Source organism: Mesorhizobium onobrychidis, from assembly GCF_024707545.1.
In the GTDB taxonomy this organism is placed as follows: domain Bacteria; phylum Pseudomonadota; class Alphaproteobacteria; order Rhizobiales; family Rhizobiaceae; genus Mesorhizobium; species Mesorhizobium onobrychidis.
Window position 1 is genome coordinate 2,541,058 of the sequence record NZ_CP062229.1, and the last position, 19,421, is coordinate 2,560,478.

Annotated in this window: 17 protein-coding genes; 9 read left to right on the top strand and 8 right to left on the bottom strand. The window is 60.1% G+C overall.

The annotated features are described in order from the left end of the window. Both IHQ72_RS12770 and IHQ72_RS12775 read right to left on the bottom strand, forming a co-directional pair. Nucleotides 1–507 carry a DUF2924 domain-containing protein gene (locus IHQ72_RS12770; protein ID WP_258122753.1) on the bottom strand — a complete coding sequence of 169 codons (507 nt, stop codon included), beginning with the start codon at nucleotides 505–507 and terminating at the stop codon, nucleotides 1–3. A gap of 5 nt (nucleotides 508–512) precedes the next feature. Further along, nucleotides 513–887, bottom strand: coding sequence for a DUF3489 domain-containing protein (locus IHQ72_RS12775; protein ID WP_258122754.1), 375 nt, complete (start codon nucleotides 885–887; stop codon nucleotides 513–515). A 378-nt stretch (nucleotides 888–1,265) separates the two neighbouring features. Between IHQ72_RS12775 and IHQ72_RS12780 the strand changes: the two genes are divergently transcribed. From IHQ72_RS12780 to IHQ72_RS12790, 3 genes are all read left to right on the top strand, one after another. Then, nucleotides 1,266–2,330, top strand: a complete 1,065-nt coding sequence (locus tag IHQ72_RS12780; protein WP_167378816.1) for a ParA family protein — start codon at nucleotides 1,266–1,268, stop codon at nucleotides 2,328–2,330. 2 nt (nucleotides 2,331–2,332) lie between these two features. Beyond that, the gene (locus tag IHQ72_RS12785) at nucleotides 2,333–2,980 is read left to right on the top strand and encodes a hypothetical protein (protein ID WP_258122755.1); all 648 of its coding nucleotides are present in this window, start codon (nucleotides 2,333–2,335) and stop codon (nucleotides 2,978–2,980) included. A gap of 365 nt (nucleotides 2,981–3,345) precedes the next feature. Beyond that, nucleotides 3,346–4,590: a hypothetical protein gene (locus IHQ72_RS12790; protein WP_258122756.1), complete on the top strand. Its 1,245-nt coding sequence runs from the start codon at nucleotides 3,346–3,348 to the stop codon at nucleotides 4,588–4,590. Nucleotides 4,591–4,801: 211 nt separating this feature from the next. Here IHQ72_RS12790 and IHQ72_RS12795 read toward each other — a convergent pair whose 3' ends face one another. Beyond that, the gene (locus tag IHQ72_RS12795) at nucleotides 4,802–5,977 is read right to left on the bottom strand and encodes a LacI family DNA-binding transcriptional regulator (RefSeq protein WP_258122757.1); all 1,176 of its coding nucleotides are present in this window, start codon (nucleotides 5,975–5,977) and stop codon (nucleotides 4,802–4,804) included. Between the two features lie 62 nt (nucleotides 5,978–6,039). Between IHQ72_RS12795 and IHQ72_RS12800 the strand changes: the two genes are divergently transcribed. Together IHQ72_RS12800 and IHQ72_RS12805 are read left to right on the top strand one after the other, a co-directional pair. Further along, on the top strand, nucleotides 6,040–6,369 hold the full coding sequence (locus tag IHQ72_RS12800) for a MoaF-related domain-containing protein (RefSeq protein WP_258122758.1): 330 nt from the start codon (nucleotides 6,040–6,042) through the stop codon (nucleotides 6,367–6,369). A gap of 99 nt (nucleotides 6,370–6,468) precedes the next feature. Continuing rightward, on the top strand, nucleotides 6,469–6,876 hold the full coding sequence (locus IHQ72_RS12805; protein ID WP_254027859.1) for a hypothetical protein: 408 nt from the start codon (nucleotides 6,469–6,471) through the stop codon (nucleotides 6,874–6,876). Nucleotides 6,877–7,139: 263 nt separating this feature from the next. Here the strand turns inward: IHQ72_RS12805 and IHQ72_RS12810 are convergent, their stop codons facing one another. Next, complete coding sequence (locus IHQ72_RS12810; RefSeq protein ID WP_258122759.1) at nucleotides 7,140–7,910, bottom strand: SDR family NAD(P)-dependent oxidoreductase; 771 nt, start codon at nucleotides 7,908–7,910, stop codon at nucleotides 7,140–7,142. Nucleotides 7,911–7,999: 89 nt separating this feature from the next. Here IHQ72_RS12810 and IHQ72_RS12815 point away from each other — a divergent pair, with 89 nt between their 5' ends. Then, nucleotides 8,000–8,626, top strand: coding sequence for a TetR/AcrR family transcriptional regulator (locus IHQ72_RS12815; RefSeq protein ID WP_258123818.1), 627 nt, complete (start codon nucleotides 8,000–8,002; stop codon nucleotides 8,624–8,626). Between the two features lie 336 nt (nucleotides 8,627–8,962). Here the strand turns inward: IHQ72_RS12815 and IHQ72_RS12820 are convergent, their stop codons facing one another. After that, entirely contained in the window at nucleotides 8,963–10,846 is a 1,884-nt protein-coding gene (locus IHQ72_RS12820; protein ID WP_258122760.1) for an adenylate/guanylate cyclase domain-containing protein, read from the bottom strand. 1,025 nt (nucleotides 10,847–11,871) lie between these two features. Here IHQ72_RS12820 and IHQ72_RS12825 point away from each other — a divergent pair. Continuing rightward, nucleotides 11,872–15,285 carry an AAA family ATPase gene (locus tag IHQ72_RS12825; RefSeq protein WP_258122761.1) on the top strand — a complete coding sequence of 1,138 codons (3,414 nt, stop codon included), beginning with the start codon at nucleotides 11,872–11,874 and terminating at the stop codon, nucleotides 15,283–15,285. 74 nt (nucleotides 15,286–15,359) lie between these two features. Beyond that, entirely contained in the window at nucleotides 15,360–15,767 is a 408-nt protein-coding gene (locus IHQ72_RS12830) for a RidA family protein (protein WP_258122762.1), read from the top strand. Nucleotides 15,768–15,809: 42 nt separating this feature from the next. Here the strand turns inward: IHQ72_RS12830 and terL are convergent, their stop codons facing one another. Genes terL through IHQ72_RS12845 form a run of 3 tightly spaced genes read right to left on the bottom strand, consistent with a single transcriptional unit; the run spans nucleotide 15,810 to nucleotide 19,101 of the window. Then, nucleotides 15,810–17,213, bottom strand: coding sequence for a phage terminase large subunit (gene terL / locus IHQ72_RS12835; RefSeq protein ID WP_258122763.1), 1,404 nt, complete (start codon nucleotides 17,211–17,213; stop codon nucleotides 15,810–15,812). Between the two features lie 47 nt (nucleotides 17,214–17,260). Next, nucleotides 17,261–17,728, bottom strand: a complete 468-nt coding sequence (locus IHQ72_RS12840) for a DUF5681 domain-containing protein (RefSeq protein WP_258122764.1) — start codon at nucleotides 17,726–17,728, stop codon at nucleotides 17,261–17,263. Then, nucleotides 17,725–19,101: a site-specific DNA-methyltransferase gene (locus IHQ72_RS12845; RefSeq protein ID WP_258122765.1), complete on the bottom strand. Its 1,377-nt coding sequence runs from the start codon at nucleotides 19,099–19,101 to the stop codon at nucleotides 17,725–17,727. Before IHQ72_RS12845 ends, IHQ72_RS12840 begins: the two co-directional genes overlap by 4 nt. 12 nt (nucleotides 19,102–19,113) lie before the next feature. Between IHQ72_RS12845 and IHQ72_RS12850 the strand changes: the two genes are divergently transcribed. After that, nucleotides 19,114–19,236: a hypothetical protein gene (locus IHQ72_RS12850; protein WP_258122766.1), complete on the top strand. Its 123-nt coding sequence runs from the start codon at nucleotides 19,114–19,116 to the stop codon at nucleotides 19,234–19,236. Nucleotides 19,237–19,421: the final 185 nt, after the last annotated feature.

Here is a 19,421-nt window from a genome sequence, read left to right on the forward strand (position 1 = left end):
TCATAGCCCAAAGAACCTCGGGCCAGACCAATGGGCGCCGGTAATGCGGCGGGCGACAGCCGACAGCGATCCGTACGTCTTGCCGTCAAGCACGAAGCCGTCGTCGACAACTTCGACGATGTGCATTCGCCCATTCCACTCCCGCATCAGGCGGGAGCCGACTTTTGGCGGAAGAGATCGTAGCGACGACTTCAATGCCCTATCGGATGACGCTGGCCGGGCTAATGGAACTCCGTCCTGGCGATCCGGCCCACTATTGCTCGGGCGGATAGCATTCGCGTTGGTCCCACGCGTGGTGCCTGTCCCGAGTGTTTTCTTGAGGGTCGAAGGCAAACCACCCAGTCGCTTGGCCTGGAGATGCCAGGTAGCTGACCGTTCAAGCAACCCACGTTTGACCCCTTTGGGTGGCGGGCAGCCATAAGCCCTCGCCCAAGCTGCTGACAGTTCGTCGCGCGTGAGATCGCCGACCCCGGCGATCTCACCATCCAAATCAAGTCGCTTGCGCATTGAGGTCAACCGGCAGTCTTCGTCTCGACAAGGCGATATCGCCGCTGTCCGTCCTTGCCCGTTTCGCTGAGGACTTCGTGGCCGAGCTTCTTCTTGACGGTGCCGGAGAGGAAGCCCCGGACCGAATGCGCCTGCCACCCCGTCGCATCCATCAGCGTATGGATGGTCACGCCCTTGGCCGACTTCAGCTTTTTGAGGACGATGTCGGTTTTGGTCGCCGCCGCGGGCGCTTCGTCCTTGGCTTTTTTGTCCGTCATCGAGGCCGTGCCGGATTTCTGGCGCAGCTTTTGGATCATCCTGTTGCTCTGGTCGAGCTTGGATGTCGTCTCGCCCGTCTGGGGGTCGGCAGCGGTGGTCGTGATGTCAGTGAGGATAGCCATTTCAAATCTCCGTCAGGTTCAAAGCCCGGACCATTCCGGCGCTTGTACTGACCGAAGCCCGCTGTCCTGGCGGGCTGGAGATTCTGCTCGGCCTAATCCGCGGCTCTTCTGCTGCGCTGGGAACACCAATGCTTCGTTGCCGTATGAAGTCCAGTCGAATGTCGCTCCTAGTCGTTATTCGACAGGTTCCCCGAAGGCAGTAATTGCCCCTATCTCGGCCGGGCAGCGGCGCACTGGCGCGATCCCGAAAGCGGCCACTCGCTTAGGCGCCTAAGCGAGGGTTTGAGTATTGCGGACTTCCACCAGGCGTGCTTGATGCCAACAAATCGCAAGACGCCGTTCGTAGCCGTGTGTGAGCTGGGCCAAGCAGGGGGTTTTATGAAGCAGATTGCTATCTTTAACCACAAGGGCGGAGTCGCGAAAACTACGATGACATTCCATTTGGCATGGATGTTATCAATGCTGGGCAAGCGGGTGATGGTCGTTGACTGCGACCCCCAATGCAATCTCACTGGGATTTTTCTCGGCGATATGGATACCGAGGACTATCCATTCGAAAGTGAGTCACCTCAGAAGCCGCGAAATATTCGAGACGCTGTGCGACCAGCCTTCGAATCTCGACCATATATGATCGAGGCGACCGAACTCTATGAGTCACCGGCCCAAAAGGGTCTATTTTTGCTCCCGGGCCATGTGGGTCTGTCCGAATATGAAAGTCAGCTTGCTGTCGCCCACGAACTCAGTAACACGCTGTCAGCACTCCAGAACATTCCAGGCGCTCTGCATCATGCCATTAGGAAATCTGCAGACCTTTTCGGTATAGACTATGCCCTGGTCGACATGAGCCCGAGCCTAGGAGCTATAAACCAAAACCTTTTTATGACGAGCGATGCCTTCATTCTGCCGATGGCGCCTGACCTGTTCTCGGCGATGGCACTTCGCTCCTTGGCGCGCACGCTTCCAAAGTGGGCAGAATGGGGGCGAAAAGCTTCCGCCAATGCACTATTGAAAATTGCTGATTACCCATTTCGCCCAGTTACGCCGGCCTATTTGGGTTCGACCGTAAACAACTTTCGAAAGCGGGCGAGAGGGGAGGAGCAGGCGAAGCCGACCCAAGCATTTCAAAAGTGGTTTGACCGGCTCGCGGAAGCGAGAAGCACTGATCTGCTGGTCGCCCTCGAAGCTTCGAAGATGCTTCTCCCCACTGAGACCTATGCTGCCGCAAATGCACCAACGAACGAGTTCCTTATGGAGATCGGGTCGTTGGACGGATTGATCGCGACGGCACAGGAGTTGGCTAAACCGGTGTTCGCGATCGATCTCGCGACCGACACCAACTTCCGAGGGAACGTAGCCGATACTTATCAAATAAAAATAAATGACGTTTATCAAGGGTTTAAATCCGGCGCGGAGAAGGTCATCGCCCTGACGGATATGTTCTGAACATGGAGCGGTTCAGCGGTGCAACAGCTACCTTCGAGCACGCCATCGAAAGGGCGCGTCAGATGGTTGCACTATTCGACGCGCTAACAGCATTGCGTCCCCACGAGCCTGCAAATGATGACGCACTCAGGTCAGCCTATTTTCTGGCTGTCAGTTCGTTTGACTTTTTTGCTCACGAACTGGCCGCCGTAGAAACCAAGCACCGTTTCACCAACGGTTTGAGGACAAGAAACATTCATCTTCCGATGGATGTTATGACTATCGCCGACGAGGAAGCGCGCATAGCAACGGCCGAGACCCACGTTCGACAAACAAATTCTTACAAAGCGTTTGTAGACCCGGCGAAGTTGGCGGAATTGCTGTCTTGCTACTGTTTGAAGCCGTGGGACAGGTTGGCAATACTGATCAATTCCGGCCTCCCAGACATTGAGCGTAAATCCCCAGAGCACATAAAGGGGCAACTCAAAAGCGTCTGGAAACGGAGGAATCAGATCGCTCATGAAGCTGACGTAAACCCAACGCTCGCCGGCGTTTCACTCTGGCCAATCGACAAGGTCGACACAGAAATAACGATCAGTTTCATTTGCTCGATCGGCGCGCATATGCCGAAGGTGATTTCTGAGCCGCTATTGGATGATGAAGTGGAATAAAACGCTCGCCGCTGATCCCGCGAGAACTGAAGCTGAGGTAGGGTAACCACAACCGGCGATGTCTCGATTCTCACGTTAGCGATGTCAAACCGGACATTCTGGCGAGGCAAGCCGTGCTTGCGCCCGCTGCTGGGCGGAAACGTTTCAGATGGATCCCGCAAGGGCATTGCTTAAGGCGTGCGATTGCGTAACGTGCCGCGGCTGGGGGGACCGGAATGAATGCAATTGAGAGAATAGACGGGCTTACGTCACGCGCGCGTAGTCTGTATTGCTGCAGCTTGCTTGCCGGGCTCGCTTCCGCATCCATTGCCGCCTTGGCGGCGCACCCCTTCCACCTTGGCCAGCCCAGCCTCGTGCTTCCGGGTTTGGCGGCGGCAGGCGGACTGGTCGCGCTCGGTTTTTTCGTCGCCTACAAAGGTGCCCTGCGACCAGTCACGAAGTTCAAGTCGCGGCAGGCAGGGCTGAGGGAAGCTTTCACTGAGGCGCGCAGGTCCAGTTCCAAGCGAGTCGATGAGCTTTACGAGAGCTCCCCGGTCTCGCGCGCCGACGCCCTCCTCACCGAGAGCTTATTCCGGCTTAAGGAAGGCAAGGCTGAGGCGGAAGCCGCTTACCGGAGCATGTCATGGTGGGGAAAGCTGACGATCGATCCGCCGGACTTGCCGGAGATGGAAAACAAGATCGACCAGTTGGAGGCTGCGAAGTGGCGGTTGGACCAGTCTGGCGAGCTTCAGAAGGCTCGGTCTATTTTCGACGCGATCGAGGCGCGAAGCCAGGATCGCCTTGATGCTTCCGAGATCGACGCACTGAGGTCGGTGCCTTCATCGCATTTGGAACGCTACGACGAAAAGGCGGTGGCCAAGAGCGCAATCTGGCTTTCCGCGATGTCCATTCCGGTCTCGGCCTGGAGCGACATCAGCCAAGTTGGCAACATCTACGACACCCTGAGGGAAGTGAACGGAAACTACGCCGAGATGTCGGACATCGATGTCTGGCTAACTTCTCTCACGCTGCCAGGCGAAAGCCTCGCCGGACTCGTTTCCCTGACGAAGGGGGCCTATTTCGAGAAGCTGGTCGAGGCGGATTTCGGCGGCGAGCGCTTCGAGCACTTCAACCATCCGGATACGGACATCCTCGTCGACGGTGTCGCTTACCAAATCAAGGCAACTGATAGCACGAGTTACGTGAACAGCATCGCGGACCACATCCCTGTCATCTCGACCACCGAGGTCGCGCGCCTCACCGGCTCCATCGACGGCGGCTACAGCAACGAGGAACTCGAAGGCACGGTCGAGCTCGCCCTCGGGGGTAGCGTCGTCGACATTCTGGATACCACGGTTGACGCCGTCCTCACTGGGGTCGGCGGGCTGACCCTGATCGCGACCCTTCGCGGGATTAACCATGCCGCCACCAGGTTCAAGGACGGCAGAGCCGACGCTGTCCTTGGGGGCCTAGGGGTGGCCGCTACCGGAACCGTAAAGAGCTTTGTGGACACCGCGGAGCTCGGCTACAAGGCGATGACCTCGCGGCCCAGCCGCTTTGTCGGGCGGATGGCGGGGCGAGCCGTAAGTAAGGTGGTCGACAGGATCGACCGGAAGCTCTCCGACAGCTAGGGTAAACTTTGCCCGCCATGGATCGACCCAGTCTGGCCAATGGCACGATGTGACGGCAGGTTGGCGCCTCAAAGCGGTCATTAAAGTTGGCTGTGCCACTGCCTTAAAGTGGACACTACCGGCGACCGCGCTGGAGGTCGAGGTTGCCCATCACAAAAGCAGACCGCCCCATGAATTGTTTGATGGTCCGCTTGTCGGGGGCGACGATAACCTAGCTACGCGGTCGGGCGGTCGAACTCCGGACCACGAGCTCGACTGGCATGACGATTTGCTTGGCAGGACCGTTCGCGAACACCATGGCGGCGGCAAGCCGCCCCTTCCCGACAATATCCTGCGCTACGGTCGTAAGGGGAGGTGTGGTCCGTGCCGCTTCCGCGGTGCCATCGAAGCCGAGCACCGACACGTGCTCGGGTACCTTTATGCCGCGGCGGACCGCTTCGTCGAGAACGGTTATTGCCTGCCAGTCCGACATGGTCAGGATTGCCGTTGCTTCCGGAGCCCGATCGAATACGACCGAGCCGGCAGAGGGCTCTCCAGGGGTGGTCTCGATGATTGGTACATCATCAACCGACAGATCGAACTCCGCCAAGCCCTGAGCGAAGCCCTCGAGCCTTTCGTGGTCGAGCGAAAATCCGGCGGTGATCGTGCGCTTGCCCTTGCCAGGCTTATGGACGATCGGCGGTCCGGATGTACGCCGGATGGAAAGGATCGCAAAACTCCGATGCCCAAGAGCAGCCAGGTGCCTGACCGCCATCATCGCGCCGCTCCGGCCGTCGATCCGGATCGAATTGACGTTCGGGCCGGCATCGCTTTCGAGAATTACGAAGGGCAGGCGCCGTCGCTGCGCGGAAGTAATCAAGTCGATGTCTGCACTGTGACCCAATATGAACCCGTCTACCAACGCCTCCCGGATCGTGGAGGTGCGCGTTGCATCCGTGCCGTTGATCAGGCTCAGCGTCGCGCCGACCTCGTCGCACACAAGCGACACTCCGAGCATCAGCTCTCGGAGATATGGGCTTCTGATCATGTCACCAATGGCATAGGCGCCCGGCGGCATGCATCCGATGGCGTTGAACTTGCCGTCACGCAACACTCGTCCTCGAGGGTCGGGGCCATCATACCCAAGCTGGTGCGCAGCAGCCTCGACGCGCTCGCGTACATCGGACCGAACCCGGTCCGGATGATTGAAGACGTTGGAGACGGTGCCCCGCGAGACTCCGGCGACCCGGCCGACATCAGCCAGGGTTGGCATTTTGGAACCATTCATTTTCGATGAACTAAACCATTTTTTGGAGCGCTCCAAGTTTTTCTTGACTTTGTATGGCAAAAGTTGGAGCTTTGTGTTTGGAGCGTTCAAATCGTCAGAAATGGCGGACTTTTCCGACATTCTGGGCCGTCAAGGTCCGTATCGAACTCTGCACGTGTGCGAACGCTGCCAAGGAGGATAGGATGACTGCGACCAAAGGTGCTTCGCTCACGCTCATCGGTGAGACTTTCGACTGCGCATTCGGCGCGTTCGTGCCGCGGCTGACGGTTCTATCGTCGACGGAATTGCGCGTACAGGCCACGATAGGCGCGACCAAGATCGACGAGATGGTCCAAAGCGATCTGACGGCTATCCGCCCAGGTGTTTTCATAATGAGTTGGACCGAGCAGAGCGGCAACTTCGTCGTGCAGGTCCAGGATCACGAGAACAAGGTCGTCCACAATTATGCGCGGCTGGCAGATGGGCAGATTTTCTGCGCGCAAGGCGCCATTCAACCAGTGCCGGCGGTTTGAGATCCACCGCTGCCGGAACTGCCGACCCACCCTATACAGGTATACAGGTCGACGTTGAGAAGATGCGACTATCCGCCCGCCAAAACATGGGTGGCCCCGATGGAGGAGAAAATGGTTATAACGACCGGTACCATCAACCAGATTGATCCAGCTCAATGGGATCCAGCGCTCGATGCGGTTGCGGCCGCGCCGGCCAATCACAAAGTGCTTTTCGAGAACGACAATTTGCGAGTGCTTGAAGTTACGCTGCTAGCTGATGAGGAAGAACCGATCCACCACCACCGCTGGCCTTCTATCTTCGTCTTCGACTCTGTCGGTGGGCCGATCCATGATATTTGCCCGGACGGGACCGTCTTGCCGGACAATCGCGACGTGATCCGGGCGATCGAGGCGTGGGACGGCAAAGGGTGCCTTGTTGTCCATCCGATGGCCCCGCAGCCGGCCGGGCGAGTACTCAACAAGAGCGGCAAGCTCATTCATGGCATCCGGATCGAGATGAAGTGCTAGTGCAGACAGCCTCTGCCTCGTAGGCCTAGGCTCGGATCGTCTTCAGTGGGCGCGATCGATCGTGAAGATGAAGGGCCTGGGCCGCCTTCGGGTCAGTTCACGTCGATGTGGGGGCGTCTGAATGTCCGCTTCTCACATTCCAAGCCTCGAACCCGCAAGTCCGTTAGCGGCCCCATCCGTCACGCTGAGGTTACCGCCTCCTCGTCCGACGAGCGGAAAAACGCTCTGATCTCGCGTGAGCTCTCGGAGATGAAAATCGCCGCCTAAATCCGCGCTCCGCCAGTCGCATCAATCCGCTGGCCCGTCGTCCAACGTGCATCGTTCGACGCGATGAAGGTAATGACGTCCGCCACGTCGGCGGGCTGGCCAACCCGCGAAAACACCGACAACCCTTCCGCGCCGGCACGCGCATCGGTCGCGAGCCAAGCGGCATTCATGTCGGTCTCCGTGACCCCCGGCATGACCGCGTTCACCGTTATGCCACGGCTTGCAAACTCGGGTGCGAGTGCCAGCGTGAGTGTTTCGAGAGCACCTTTTGAAGCGGCATAGGCTGGATGGGTCGGCGCTGCGATACGCGTGAAGCCAGTGGAAACATTGATGACCCGTCCGTCTTCTCGAATGTCGTTCGCCAGCGCTTGGATCAAGAAGAAGGGTGCCTTGAAGTTGATCGTCATGAGGTCGTCGAACGTGGCTTCGCTCGTCTGCGCCAGGGGCGTCGCCACCGCTATGCCGGCATTGTTGACGAGGATGTCGAGGCCGGCTTTGCCAGTCGCAGCCAGGGACGCCTTTCTGAATTGCTCGGCGATACTGTCGGCCGCCGCCTTGCCATCGCGTAAATCGGCACGGATGACGACAGCCCGCGAACCCAGGGCCTCGATCTCCTGCACCGTCGTCGCGGCCGCCTTGGCATTGCTGGCGTAATGCACACCGATAAGAGCAGCGCCCTCCTTTGCGAAGGCAAGTGCAATTGCGCGGCCTATGCCACGAGATCCTCCGGTAACGAGGGCGACCTTGTTTGCGAGACGTCCGGACATTTGCGAACTCCATTGCAGCGTTTAATAGCGATCGATATATTAATCGCGGCGGAACGTTGTCAATGTTTTTTATAGGGATCGATATAAATATGGTGGAGCCTCCGAAAAAGCGGGGCAGACCGAGGACGCTGGATCGCAATGTCGGGCTGGACGTTGCGGCGCGCCTGTTCTGGGAGCATGGCTATGAAGGGACTTCCATAGCCGACTTGACGGCGGCCATGGGCGTTACGCCGCCGTCGCTCTACGCGACCTTCGGTTCGAAGCAGGAGCTTTACTGCAAGGCGCTCGATCATGCCGTCGAGCGGGAAAGCAAGGCTCGGATGGACGCTCTGAATAGCGGCTTAAGCGCGTATGAGGCTCTGTCTTTCTATCTGCACGATGTCGCGACTGGCATCTCGCGCCCCGACGACCCGAGAGGATGCATTGTCTCGACAGCGGTTGTTCAATGCGCGGCGGAAAATGAACCGGTCGCGAAATCTATGACTGCAAGGCGAGAGGCTGCGATCAAAGCTATACGCGAACGTTTCGACAGAGCCATTAGCGAAGGGGATCTCGCTGTCGGCACCGACACGGAGTCGCTTGCGCGTTTCTATGGAGCCTTCGTACAGGGCATGTCGGTGCAGGCGTGTGACGGTGCCTGCACCCAGAGGCTGAAACGTTTGGTCGACATCGCACTTTCAGCTTGGCCAGGGAAGCGTAGCAAAAAAGGTCGTTGAATGCCTGAGGACGCTGGTGCAACCGACCGCGGATTCCGCGAGCGGACTGTTCGATTAGCCCGCCGGGACAGGCTCCGCCGCGTATCTGCGGCCGTCCGCTATAAGTGCAGCCGATGTTGAAAGCCGCCGTTCCGTTTTCGGCCCCTAGACTGCCGATCGCCAATGCGCCGGATGTCGGACGTAGAGATCAGCTTTTCGGCTCGAAACCAGACATCGCCAGTGAACCCACTGAAGGTGGCGGTTGCGCCAGCCATCCCGTCGTTTCTCAATAGCGGCCGTTCACGCTACGACTGCAGGCGACACTTTTGCTGACCTTCGCGGGACCGTGACCGGTCATCAAGCCTTCGCCGCCCCGAGCTCAGCATTCATTCGGTCGATGAGGGCCAAGTAGCGCGGGTGGTTCCGGAGGGAATCGAGGTCGCTGTCCTTTTTCATCCAGGCGGTGGTCTGCGCGACATAGATGGGCGATCCGGTCGCCTGCCGCTCAAGGCAATCCATCGCCTCCTCGGCCTTGCCCAGCTTCGCATAGCAACAGGCGAGGTTATAGAGAACCCTGAGATCGTTCCCGGCAATAGCAGCAGCACGGGAAGCCCACTCCGCTCCGTGCTCCATCTCGCCCAGATCGGCCAACAAACAGCCGCCGTAGCACAGAAGGATCGGCTCGTCGGGATACGCGGCGATCTCTTTTTCTATCCGCTGGAGGCACTGCCGCGCCGACTCTACTGCCTCTTCATGTTGTCCAAGCGATACATGGACTGCTCGCAATTGGTCCCACGCCCGGTAATCATCCGGCTTCAAGGCGATGGTGCGCTCGTAGAAGCCGCGTGCCTTTTCGAACTGGCCCTGCGCATGGCAATTTCGGCCATAGAAGAAGTGTGCCTCGAACGAGGTTGGATCCAGTTCGAGGGCTTTCTCAAATTCGACCTCCGCCTCATCGCGCCGGCCCTTGATGAACATTGCAATGCCGCGCGAGGCATGTGCGTCGGCGAGACCAGGCTCAAGCTCCAATGCCCGGTCGGCATTGGCGACGACGTTGTCATATGTGGCGGTCGGATCGTTGGCGAGCAAGAGATAGGAGTCGCAGTCGGCCAGACCGGCATAGGCGCGCGCATAGAGCGGATCGACCTCGATAGCCTTAGCGAACAGATGCCGGGCCGCCTTCATGTTTCTCGTCTCGTGTCCACGGTTGAAGAACGATCGCCCCATCAGATAAATCTGATAGGCTTCCGGATTGTCGGTTCCCCGTTTGGTGATGGTCTCAAGCTCTTTCGCCAAGAGCCGCACCTTAAGCGCGTCGACAATGTTCTTCGAGATTTCGTCCTGCAGTGCGAAGATATCCTCAAGGTCGCGGTCGTAGCGCTCCGCCCAGACGTGGTGGCCGTTCTTTCCATTGATGAGCTGAGCCGCGATGCGTACCCTGTTTCCGGCTTTGCGCACGCTGCCTTCCAGCACATAGCGTACGCCGAGTTCCCGTCCCACCTGCTTCACGTCTACGCCGCGACCCTTGTAGGTGAAGCTCGAATTGCGAGCGATTACGCTGAGCGCCGACACTTTCGAAAGATCGGTGATGATGTCCTCGGTGATGCCGTCGCTGAAGTATTCCTGCTCCGGATCGCCGCTCATGTTGGTGAAGGGCAGGACAGCGATCGACACGCGTTCGCCAGCCGCCGCCGCCGGCCGCGTCAGGGACGTGTCGCGCCTTAGGGTTCCGAGGCGCGCCATATGGACCCGTACCGGCCTCTCGAGGTTTTTCACCGAATGTTCGCCGAAATCCTCGAAGTCGACCGCCACCTTACTGCCGATATGTTCGCGCACGGTGCCCGAAATCGCGACGCCGCCGGGATCGGCAAGCGATTGCAGACGGGCTGCGACATTGACCCCGTCACCGTAGATGTCCTCGCCATCGACCATGATGTCGCCGAGATTGACTCCGATCCGAAATACGAGGCGGCGGTCCTCGGCCTCCTGCGGTTCGGCGTTGGTCATTCCGCGTTGAACCTCGATCGCGCAGCTGACGGCATCGATGACGCTGGCGAATTCCACCAACATGCCATCACCCATCAGCTTGACGATCCGGCCATTGTGAGAGGCAATACAGGGGTCGACTAAGTCACGCCGCAGCGACTTGAGGCGGCTCAGCGTGTTGGCCTCATCGATTTCCATCAATCGGCTGTAGCCAACGAGGTCAGCTGAGAAGATTGCCGACAGCCGGCGCTGCATAGGAAAAATCCTGTTGACCGCTCGCTTGGGCGAATTTTGCTCCACAATCGGCCGGACCGCAATGCTCGATCATAATGCTTAGAAACCGGCGCAATCGTACCCCCCGGCGCCGGCCCGTGCTGGCTTCCACACGTCGGCCGAACCACTTCATCTCCCCACAATCAGCTCTGGGAGAAGAATTCGGACGCATGTGAACCGTTGAGTGGCCGCTTTTGCCGATCCTTGCTCGCCCGATGGATGAGACGAACGGCAGCGTTCTAAACGTCCGCTCTTGCCTTTTGGACGCCAAAAGCTGCCGGTCCGCTGCCGGCCCAAATCGGACAAGGAAAGCGTGACACGCTGCCTCTGCATGTACCGCAGGAAATTCTCTGCCGGTGCTCGCCCAGGCAACCAAAGCAAGGAGCGATAGCGCGGATGCCGGAACGCGACGACAAGTACTACGAGTCGCTGACGGCGCTTGAGGACATGGCCGGGGTTTAGAAGTGACATGATGAAACACTCCCACATACGAAACCACTCCCACATACGAGAGCGACCAGGTCGCAGCCGCGTAGCTTGCTGTCGATTGCCAGATCGAAAAGAGCACAGTCACGAAGGTGTCCTTGGTGATCCAGAAAGAATCGGATCGCCCATATTTGCTTTTGCGTGAAAGGCCGCTTCGTGCCTACCGTCTTCCCGGCGTTCCAAGCAGCGCGTACTCGAATTGCATTGTCATGTTGAGAGTAGCCCATTTAATTCTCCTTGGCCTTGATTGGCCGATGGAGCAACGCTCAGTGCCTGAGGTGCAGCCCTGGGGCCTCTGTGGGCCGAAAACAGACCGGCAGCTTCGGTCTGCGAATCTTCAAGAGCGGACATTTCAGGTTGGGTGTGGGCATCGTCCTGACGTGACCCGGAGCTGCCATTTGCCCCTCCTCAACGCGTGCCCTCTCTCACCGGAACCTGACGTTGCTATAACCGCAAGGACGACCTAGCCTCCTGTTTGCGGTATAATGCTGGCCAAACTTCCACCGCCTAGGGAGAAGGGCATGGATATCGCGGCATGGCTGGCAAGCCTCGGACTGGGGGAATACGCCCCGGCCTTCCGCGACAATGACATCGATTTCGAGCTGCTGCCTAAGCTCACCACCGAGGACTTGACGGCCCTGGGCATCAGGTCCGTGGGGCATCGGCGCAAGCTGCTCAGCGCCATTTCGGCGCTCGCGGAGAATTCCTCCGCTCAGCCAGGGTCGAACCTGTCCACTCTTGAGGAGTTTGCACAAGACGCCGCCGACGACGTGGCAGCGCCACGAGCAGAGCGGCGGCAGCTCACCGTCATGTTCGTCGACCTCGTCGGCTCGACCGCGCTGTCGCAGCGACTCGATCCCGAGGACATGCGCGAGGTGATCCTCAGCTACCAGCAGGCAGTGTCGCGCGAGATCGCGCGCTACGAGGGACGCGTCGCCAAGCTCATGGGCGACGGCGTGCTCGCCTATTTCGGCTGGCCGCAGGCGCATGAGGACGACGCCGAGCGCGCCGTGCGCGCGGGTCTCGCGGCCGCGACCGCGACCGGCCGACTGGCCGGCCCCGGCCGAGTGCCGCTCGCCGCGCGTGTCGGCATCGCCACCGGGCTGGTGGTCGTCGGGGACCTGGTCGGCGAAGGCGCGGCGCAAGAGGAAGCCGTGGTCGGCGACACGCCCAATCTTGCAGCCCGGCTGCAAGCCGTCGCCGAGCCGGATTCTATAGTGGTCGCGGAGGCTACGCAAAGGTTGGTCGCCGGACTGTTCACAGCGACCGATCTTGGTGAACGCGAACTCAAAGGCTTCACCGCTCCAGTGCGGTGCTGGCGCATCGTCGGCGAGACGGCGGCCGAGAGCCGCTTCGAAGCCCGGCACGCCGTGCTGACGCCTTTGGTCGGCCGGCAGGAAGAGCTCGCCTTCCTGCTCGAACGGTGGCATCGCGCAACATCGGGACAAGGCCAGGTTGTCCTACTCACCGGCGAGGCTGGCATCGGCAAGTCTCGCCTGTTGGCCGCACTTGCCGCGCAGGTCGCCGCAGGGCCGCGTTCGGTACTGCGCTTTTTCTGCTCGGCCCACTACACCAACAGCGCACTCCATCCCCTGATCTCGCATTTGGAAAGGGCGGCGGGCTTCGTGGGCGACAACAACGCCGACACGCGGTTCGACAAGCTCACGGCGCTGCTTGCCGAGATCGGCGCGGAGGCTGGCGAGGCCCTACCATTGCTGGCAACGCTGCTCTCGATCGATGCAAGCGGGCGTTATCGGCCGCCGAAGTTGCCGGCGCCGGCGCTCAGGGCTCGCACGCTCGCTGCCTTGACGCGGCTGGTCGAGGCGCCGGCGACGAACGCTCCAGTGCTCGTACTCGTCGAGGACGCCCATTGGATCGACCCCACGACGGCCGAATGGCTAGAAACGCTCGTGGAGCGGCTCTCGGACCTGCCGGTCCTGCTGGTGGTCACGGCGCGGCCGGAATTCGAGCCACGCTGGAGGGCGCTGTCGTGTGTCGACACGTTGCAGCTGGGACGGCTCGAACCAAGCGATGGCACGGCGATCATGGAGCGGGTGGCGGGCGGCAAGAAGCTGCCGCGCGACATCGCGGACCGCATCCTTGCTAACACGGAGGGGGTGCCGCTGTTCGTCGAGGAGCTGACGAAGACCGTGCTCGATTCCGGCCTATTGGTCGAGGCGGGCGATTGCTATCTGGCGATCGGGCCGCTGCCGGCGATCGCGATCCCGTCGACGCTGCAGGACTCGCTGATGGCGAGGCTCGACCGGCTGTCTCCGGTGAAGGAGACGGCGCAGATCGCCGCCTGCATCGGCCGCGTTTTCCAGCACCGGCTGCTCGCCGCAGTGAGTGGCGCCGGCCGAGGCCGGCTCGACGATGCGCTCAGCCAGCTGGAACAGGCAGAGCTGCTGTTCCGCAGCGGCGCGGCGCCGGAGGCGACCTACACATTCAAGCACGCGCTGGTCTGCGACACGGCTTACCAGAGCCTATTGAAAAGCCGGCGCCAGCAGATCCATGCGAAGATTGCCGCCGCGCTGGAAGCGGAGTTTGCCGACGTCGCCGAGACCGAACCTGAGACCGTGGCGCAGCACTACACGATGGCCGGACTGGCGGCTGAGGCCGCGTCATGGTGGCTGAAAGCCGGGCAGCGGGCGATGACAAAGTCTGCCAACCGCGAAGCCGCGGCGCACTTCGGCAAAGGACTCGAGCTCGTTGTGACTTTGCCCGCTTCCGAGGCCCGTCTCAGGCAGGAGCTGTCACTCTGGACGGCAGTGGGCTCGGCGCTCATCTCCGCCAGGGGTTGGGGCGATCCCGAGGTCCTGCACTCTTTCTCGAAGGCACGGGAACTTGCCGAAAGGCTTGGCGATAAAACACAGCTGTTCGCCGCGGTCCGGGGCGAGAGCGCCTGCCGCACCATTTCGGGTCACCTGCTCGCCGCAAATGCGCTCGCCAACCAGTGCCTCACGCTCGGCATGGAGCTCGCGCATGCTTCCGGCGATTCCGGCTACATGCTGGAAGCGCACCACCAGCTCTGGGGCGTCAACTTCTATCTCGGCAACTACAAGACCAGCGAGGTGCACGCCAGCCAGGGTATGGCCATCTACGACTACGAGAAGCATCGCCACCTTGCCTGGGGCTATACCGGGCATGATCCAGGCGTTTGCTGCCGGTCGTTCTCCGCACAGATGCTCTGCGTTTGCGGCAATCCGGATAGGGCGGTTCAGCAGTCAAGAGAAGCCGTCGCCCTGGCCGAGCGCGACTCGCACCCTGTTAGCCTGGCCCAGGCGCAGATGGCGCTCAGCGTCGTCCACCTCATGCGGCGGGAGCCGCATGATGGGCGACTCTGGGCGGAAAAGGCCATCGCCGTGTGCACCGACTTCGCCATGCCGCTGCTGCTTGGCCAGGCTCGCGTGTTCTTCGGCTGGGCGCTCGCTGGTGTGGGGCAGCTGGACGAGGGCATTCGCCAGATGCGCGAGGGGATCGCGGCGATCGCCGCGACCGGTGCCGACATGGGGATGGCTTACTACCTTTGCGCGCTCGCCCGCGCCTGCGGCGAGCGCGGCGAGGCAAGCGAAGGGCTTGCCCTTCTGGAGCAGGCGTTCGACACGCTCGCCAAGTCTGGCTCCAGCTACCAGCTGCCCGAGCTGTTGAGCGCCAAAGGAGAGTTGCTATCGCGCCTGGACCAGGGCGACGATGCTATCGAAGGCTCGTTCCGGCAGTCGCTGGCCGCCGCCCGCGAGCAAGGTGCGAGACTGGCCGAACTGAGGGCCGCGCTTCGGCTTGCCCGACTTTGGTCCGATCGCGGGCGCGAGAGCGAGGCGCGAGACCTGCTCGCACCCGCCTATGCGGCGTTCAACGAGGGTTTTGGCATGCCCGACCTGGCAGAGGCCAGAGCCGTGCTGCAGAAGCTTTCACATCATCCGACGGCATCGCCATAGGGAGGCAACGACCCCAGGGAGGAACACCATGTTCAAGCAATGTGCATTGGTCTGCTAGTCGGCGTGCCAGCCCCGTGGTTCGTCACAATCCTTCAACGATGTGGGATTCGACCACGAACGGTCACTCACAAATCAGCGTCGCCCGGGCAACGCAGTTGGCCTACTTGTGCGGGCAGATTGCTTCCCCACTCGACGGCTCGGCAGTGCCTGAGACCGTTGGAGGACAAGCGGAGCTCATTGCCAATAGCTTGAAGGCTGCCCTCCAAGAACTAGGCGCATCGACGGCCGACATCGTTATGCTCCGCATTTATGTTGTCGATGGCACAACAGAGCGCTTTCTCGAGGCCTATGCACCTATCCAAGCGATGCTTGCCGGCGCACTGCCGAGTCTCACCGTGCTGGGGGTGCAGTCCCTCTTTACCCCAATGTTGCAACTCGAAGTGGAGATGGTTGTCCGCGTCCCATGCGATGACCGATATTAGGCGCAAAGCTGACGTTTATGTACCCTCCGTTTGGGAGTCGTCTCAAAACGTGCCGACATAGAACCTGCCTGTTGGCCTATCGTCTTTCATCCAGATCAACGCCTGGGTCATGGAGTCGACCTGGTCGTCGTGCCTGCCGTGCGGAAATGCGAGCACCTCCAGCAGGAAGTCGTCTTTCCAATGGGCATCCTTAGGCAGATTGACGTTGCCGTTTTCGATCATGGCGGCAACGCGTGACAGTCGGCTTTCCTTGTCACTTCTGGGTTTCACGGGCGTGGTTCTGATGTCCTGGCTTTCCAAGTCGGCGATGAGGCTTGAACCGGAGCCGGCATCTTCGATGAGGATGATATCGGGGTCATGCTCGGTCAGGGATCTTTTGACCGCTTTGATGAGATCTGGATAAGCCGCTCTGACGCGGACGAGATCGACGAGATAATAGTTGTTGTCGTCTTTGGCCCATGTCGTTCCGACCGAGTAATCGCTGCTGGGGTCACCCTTAAGGGCGGTGTCCCAGCTTTGAACTATGGTCATCGACCGACGATCGAACTGATGTGGATCGTAGTCGCGAAACCACACCCGCTTGACCATGTTGCCGTCCGGCGGGGCAGGAGATTGCTGGTATTGCGCCGAGAAGGTGAGCGAGCCCAGATCTCGCTTCAGTCTTTCCAATTCCACATGTCCGAGACGCGCAGGATGCAGCAGATCGCCGAACTTGCGATCATTCCAGCGATGCAGGCCCGTCTGGACACGCTCGTCCTGCTCGGCAATCGCCGACAGGTTCAGATGCTCCCAGCCGCCAGTCTCCAGCAGGACGCCTGCCAGATCGTCGACATGCAATCGTTGCATGACAAGCACGACGGCGCCGGCAGCGGGATTGTCGAAGCGCGACATCAGGGTTGTGCGGACCCATTCGGCGCACTTGTTGCGAGCCGATTCCGAATGCGCTTCGTCGGCCTTCAAAGGGTCGTCGATAATGATGATGTCGCCGCCACGGCCCGTCAGCTGACCGCCAGTGGAGGTCGCCAGGCGGTTGCCGCCGAGCGTCGTCTGCAATTCATTCTCGGTATTCTTGCGCGGGCTGACTTTGAAGGACGGAAACATCGAACGGTACCACGCGCTGTCGACGACCGTGCGAAAGTCGTTGGCATGTTTGACCGCAAGCGATTGAGCATACGAGACGCAGATCACCTTCTTCGATGGATCGCGGCCAAGGAACCATGCAGGAAACGCGACTGATGCCGTGATCGACTTCAACGACCGCGGCGGCATTGTGATGATCAGGCGCTTGCACTCGCCCTTCGATACCCGCTCGAGCTGATATGCAATCGCGCGGATGTGCCAGTTCGGCAGATACTTGCCGCCGGGCTCGACAGCCGAGAATGCCAGCCCGACGAAGACCGCGAGATCGTCGCGTGCCGCTGCGAAGAGCATCTGAATGGCGCTCATTGGCGCAGCCGTGGCTGACGGAGCGGCTGGTTGAGGGAGGGGGATGTTCATTCGACGTCTTCTCGCTGCTCGCCGCCAAAACGCAGCGCGCTATGGGCGCCCTCTTCGCTCTCGTGCGATGGCGACATCTTGTGATCGAGATAGTCCTGCATCATCTCGATCATCGTCTGCTGATCGAGCGGATTGACCTCTTTGTCAGCCTGGTTGGCTTCATCGGGATCGATGGAGCGCGACGCGAGTTGAAGGGCTTGCACCGCCGATCGGAAATCGCCTGAGAGCGCATTGTTGCGCATTTTGAGGAGGATGGCCTCAAAGGCAGTCACCGTCGTCGTCTTGCCGTTCTGCTGGATCTGGATCGGCCCAAAGAGCGTGTCACGTATGATGGTATTCATGTTCTTTTTCCCCTTCGGCCGGCCTTTCGGATTGCCTGACATTCCTTTCTTGAACCGGGTTTCGGCTGGAGGCTTGGCGTAGCCTATCGAGTAGTCGGCCGGCTTCTTTCTACGGGCGGTCACAACACGCCTCCCACGGTTTCAGGAGCCGGGAGCGCGGATGCTGTTTTGGCGAGTGAGCCGGGGGCTTCAACGCTCCCACGCTGCTCGCCCAACTCCTCGAAAGTCTCGCCCGTGGCGGCAAGCGTTGCCTGCTTGCCCGTGTGCTTTTCGAAGCGGCGGATGATCAGATCGCAATAGTGCGGATCGATCTCGATGAGGCGCGCATGGCGCCCGGTCTTATGCGCCGCGAGCAGCGTCGTCCCCGAGCCACCGAAGGGATCGAGCACGACGTCGCCGCGCCGGCTGACGTCGAGCAGCGCATCGGCCACCAGATTGACCGGCTTGACGGTCGGATGGGCTTCGAGATCTTCCATCCGGTCCGCGCCAAAGCTGTTGGCGCCGCGGTAGGTCCAGACATTGCTGCGATGACGTCCGTGTTTGCCGAGCTCGACGTTATTGCGATGCGGTTCCTTGCCGTTCCTGAACACCAGAACCAGCTCGTGTTGCGAGCGGTAGAGGCTGCCCATGCCGGCGTTGGTCTTGTTCCAGACGCACAGATTGAGCAGATCGCCGAACATTTGTTTGCCTGCCAATGTGGTCTCCGCAATATGACGCCAGTCCATGCATACGAAGGCGATCGCGCCCGGCTTGCACGAGCCCGCGATCAGTGAGAACGACTGCTCCAGGAATTTTGCGAACTCGTCGTCAGACATTTCGCCGGAAGCCATGGCAAATTCCCGGTGGTTCGTCTTGCCAAGACCACTGACGTGTCCGCCGATCGGAACATTGTAGGGCGGGTCGGTAAAACAGACGGACGCTTTCTCGCCCTGCATTAGCGTCTCGAAATCCTCTGCCGAAAGCGCGTTGCCGCAAAGCAATCGATGATCGCCAAGGAGAAACATATCGCCAGGCCGCGCTACAGCTGGTCCCGACGATTTCTCTGGAAGAGCTGGCTCGTCATCCACCTCATCGTCCTGATTGTCCGGCGAGAACTCGGCGATGATCAGATCGACCTCAGGGATGTCGAAGCCAGTGAGCCCCACGTCGAAGTCGAGGTCGACCAGCGCCTGCAGCTCGATGGCAAGTATCTGCTTGTCCCAGCCGGCTTTCTCGGCAAGGCGGTTGTCGGCAACGATATAGGCGCGTTTTTCGGCAGCGCTGAGATGGGTGATGGAAAGCGTTGGCGCCTCCTTCAGCCCGATCAGGCGTGCCGCCGCCAGGCGGCCATGGCCGGCAAGGACGTTGTTGTTCTCGTCGACCAAAACGGGATTGGTGAAGCCGAATTTCTTGATGCTGTCGGCAATCTGGTTGATTTGCTTTTTGGAATGGGTGCGGGCGTTTTTGCTGTAGGGGACAAGTGCGTCGATCGAAACGGTGTTGATTTTGCTGGCCATGAGATCCTCTGAATGTCCATGCGCCTTGCAGCTGGCAACGCGCTTGTCCAAGAGAACTCGCAGGATCAGCGATTCGAAAAAACCACCGAAAACGGCTATACCCGAAATTCACAGAGCGGCTTCGGCAAAGCTTGAGCCAGGGATTCACAAATCACCGATTTTGTGCAAGTATGGGGCGGCAAAAAATTTTGTCGGTGTCTTTGAGGCAGTTAGAAAATACGGCGGTTCTTTTTGTTCTGACCAATCGGAATTATCTTTCGGGCGGTTTCCACTGCTAGCACAGCAGGAAGCTCAAAGAGTTCATCGATCAAGCAAAGTCG

Bases quoted from the DNA above. Each gene is read 5' to 3' on its own strand.
- IHQ72_RS12770 (WP_258122753.1), bottom strand. From the start codon at position 507: ATGCGCAAGCGACTTGATTTGGATGGTGAGATCGCCGGGGTCGGCGAT.
- IHQ72_RS12775 (WP_258122754.1), bottom strand. From the start codon at position 887: ATGGCTATCCTCACTGACATCACGACCACCGCTGCCGACCCCCAGACG.
- IHQ72_RS12780 (WP_167378816.1), top strand. From the start codon at position 1,266: ATGAAGCAGATTGCTATCTTTAACCACAAGGGCGGAGTCGCGAAAACT.
- IHQ72_RS12785 (WP_258122755.1), top strand. From the start codon at position 2,333: ATGGAGCGGTTCAGCGGTGCAACAGCTACCTTCGAGCACGCCATCGAA.
- IHQ72_RS12795 (WP_258122757.1), bottom strand. From the start codon at position 5,977: ATGTCGGAAAAGTCCGCCATTTCTGACGATTTGAACGCTCCAAACACA.
- IHQ72_RS12800 (WP_258122758.1), top strand. From the start codon at position 6,040: ATGACTGCGACCAAAGGTGCTTCGCTCACGCTCATCGGTGAGACTTTC.
- IHQ72_RS12805 (WP_254027859.1), top strand. From the start codon at position 6,469: ATGGAGGAGAAAATGGTTATAACGACCGGTACCATCAACCAGATTGAT.
- IHQ72_RS12810 (WP_258122759.1), bottom strand. From the start codon at position 7,910: ATGTCCGGACGTCTCGCAAACAAGGTCGCCCTCGTTACCGGAGGATCT.
- IHQ72_RS12815 (WP_258123818.1), top strand. From the start codon at position 8,000: ATGGTGGAGCCTCCGAAAAAGCGGGGCAGACCGAGGACGCTGGATCGC.
- IHQ72_RS12820 (WP_258122760.1), bottom strand. From the start codon at position 10,846: ATGCAGCGCCGGCTGTCGGCAATCTTCTCAGCTGACCTCGTTGGCTAC.
- IHQ72_RS12825 (WP_258122761.1), top strand. From the start codon at position 11,872: ATGGATATCGCGGCATGGCTGGCAAGCCTCGGACTGGGGGAATACGCC.
- terL (WP_258122763.1), bottom strand. From the start codon at position 17,213: ATGAGCGCCATTCAGATGCTCTTCGCAGCGGCACGCGACGATCTCGCG.
- IHQ72_RS12845 (WP_258122765.1), bottom strand. From the start codon at position 19,101: ATGGCCAGCAAAATCAACACCGTTTCGATCGACGCACTTGTCCCCTAC.
- IHQ72_RS12850 (WP_258122766.1), top strand. From the start codon at position 19,114: ATGTCCATGCGCCTTGCAGCTGGCAACGCGCTTGTCCAAGAGAACTCG.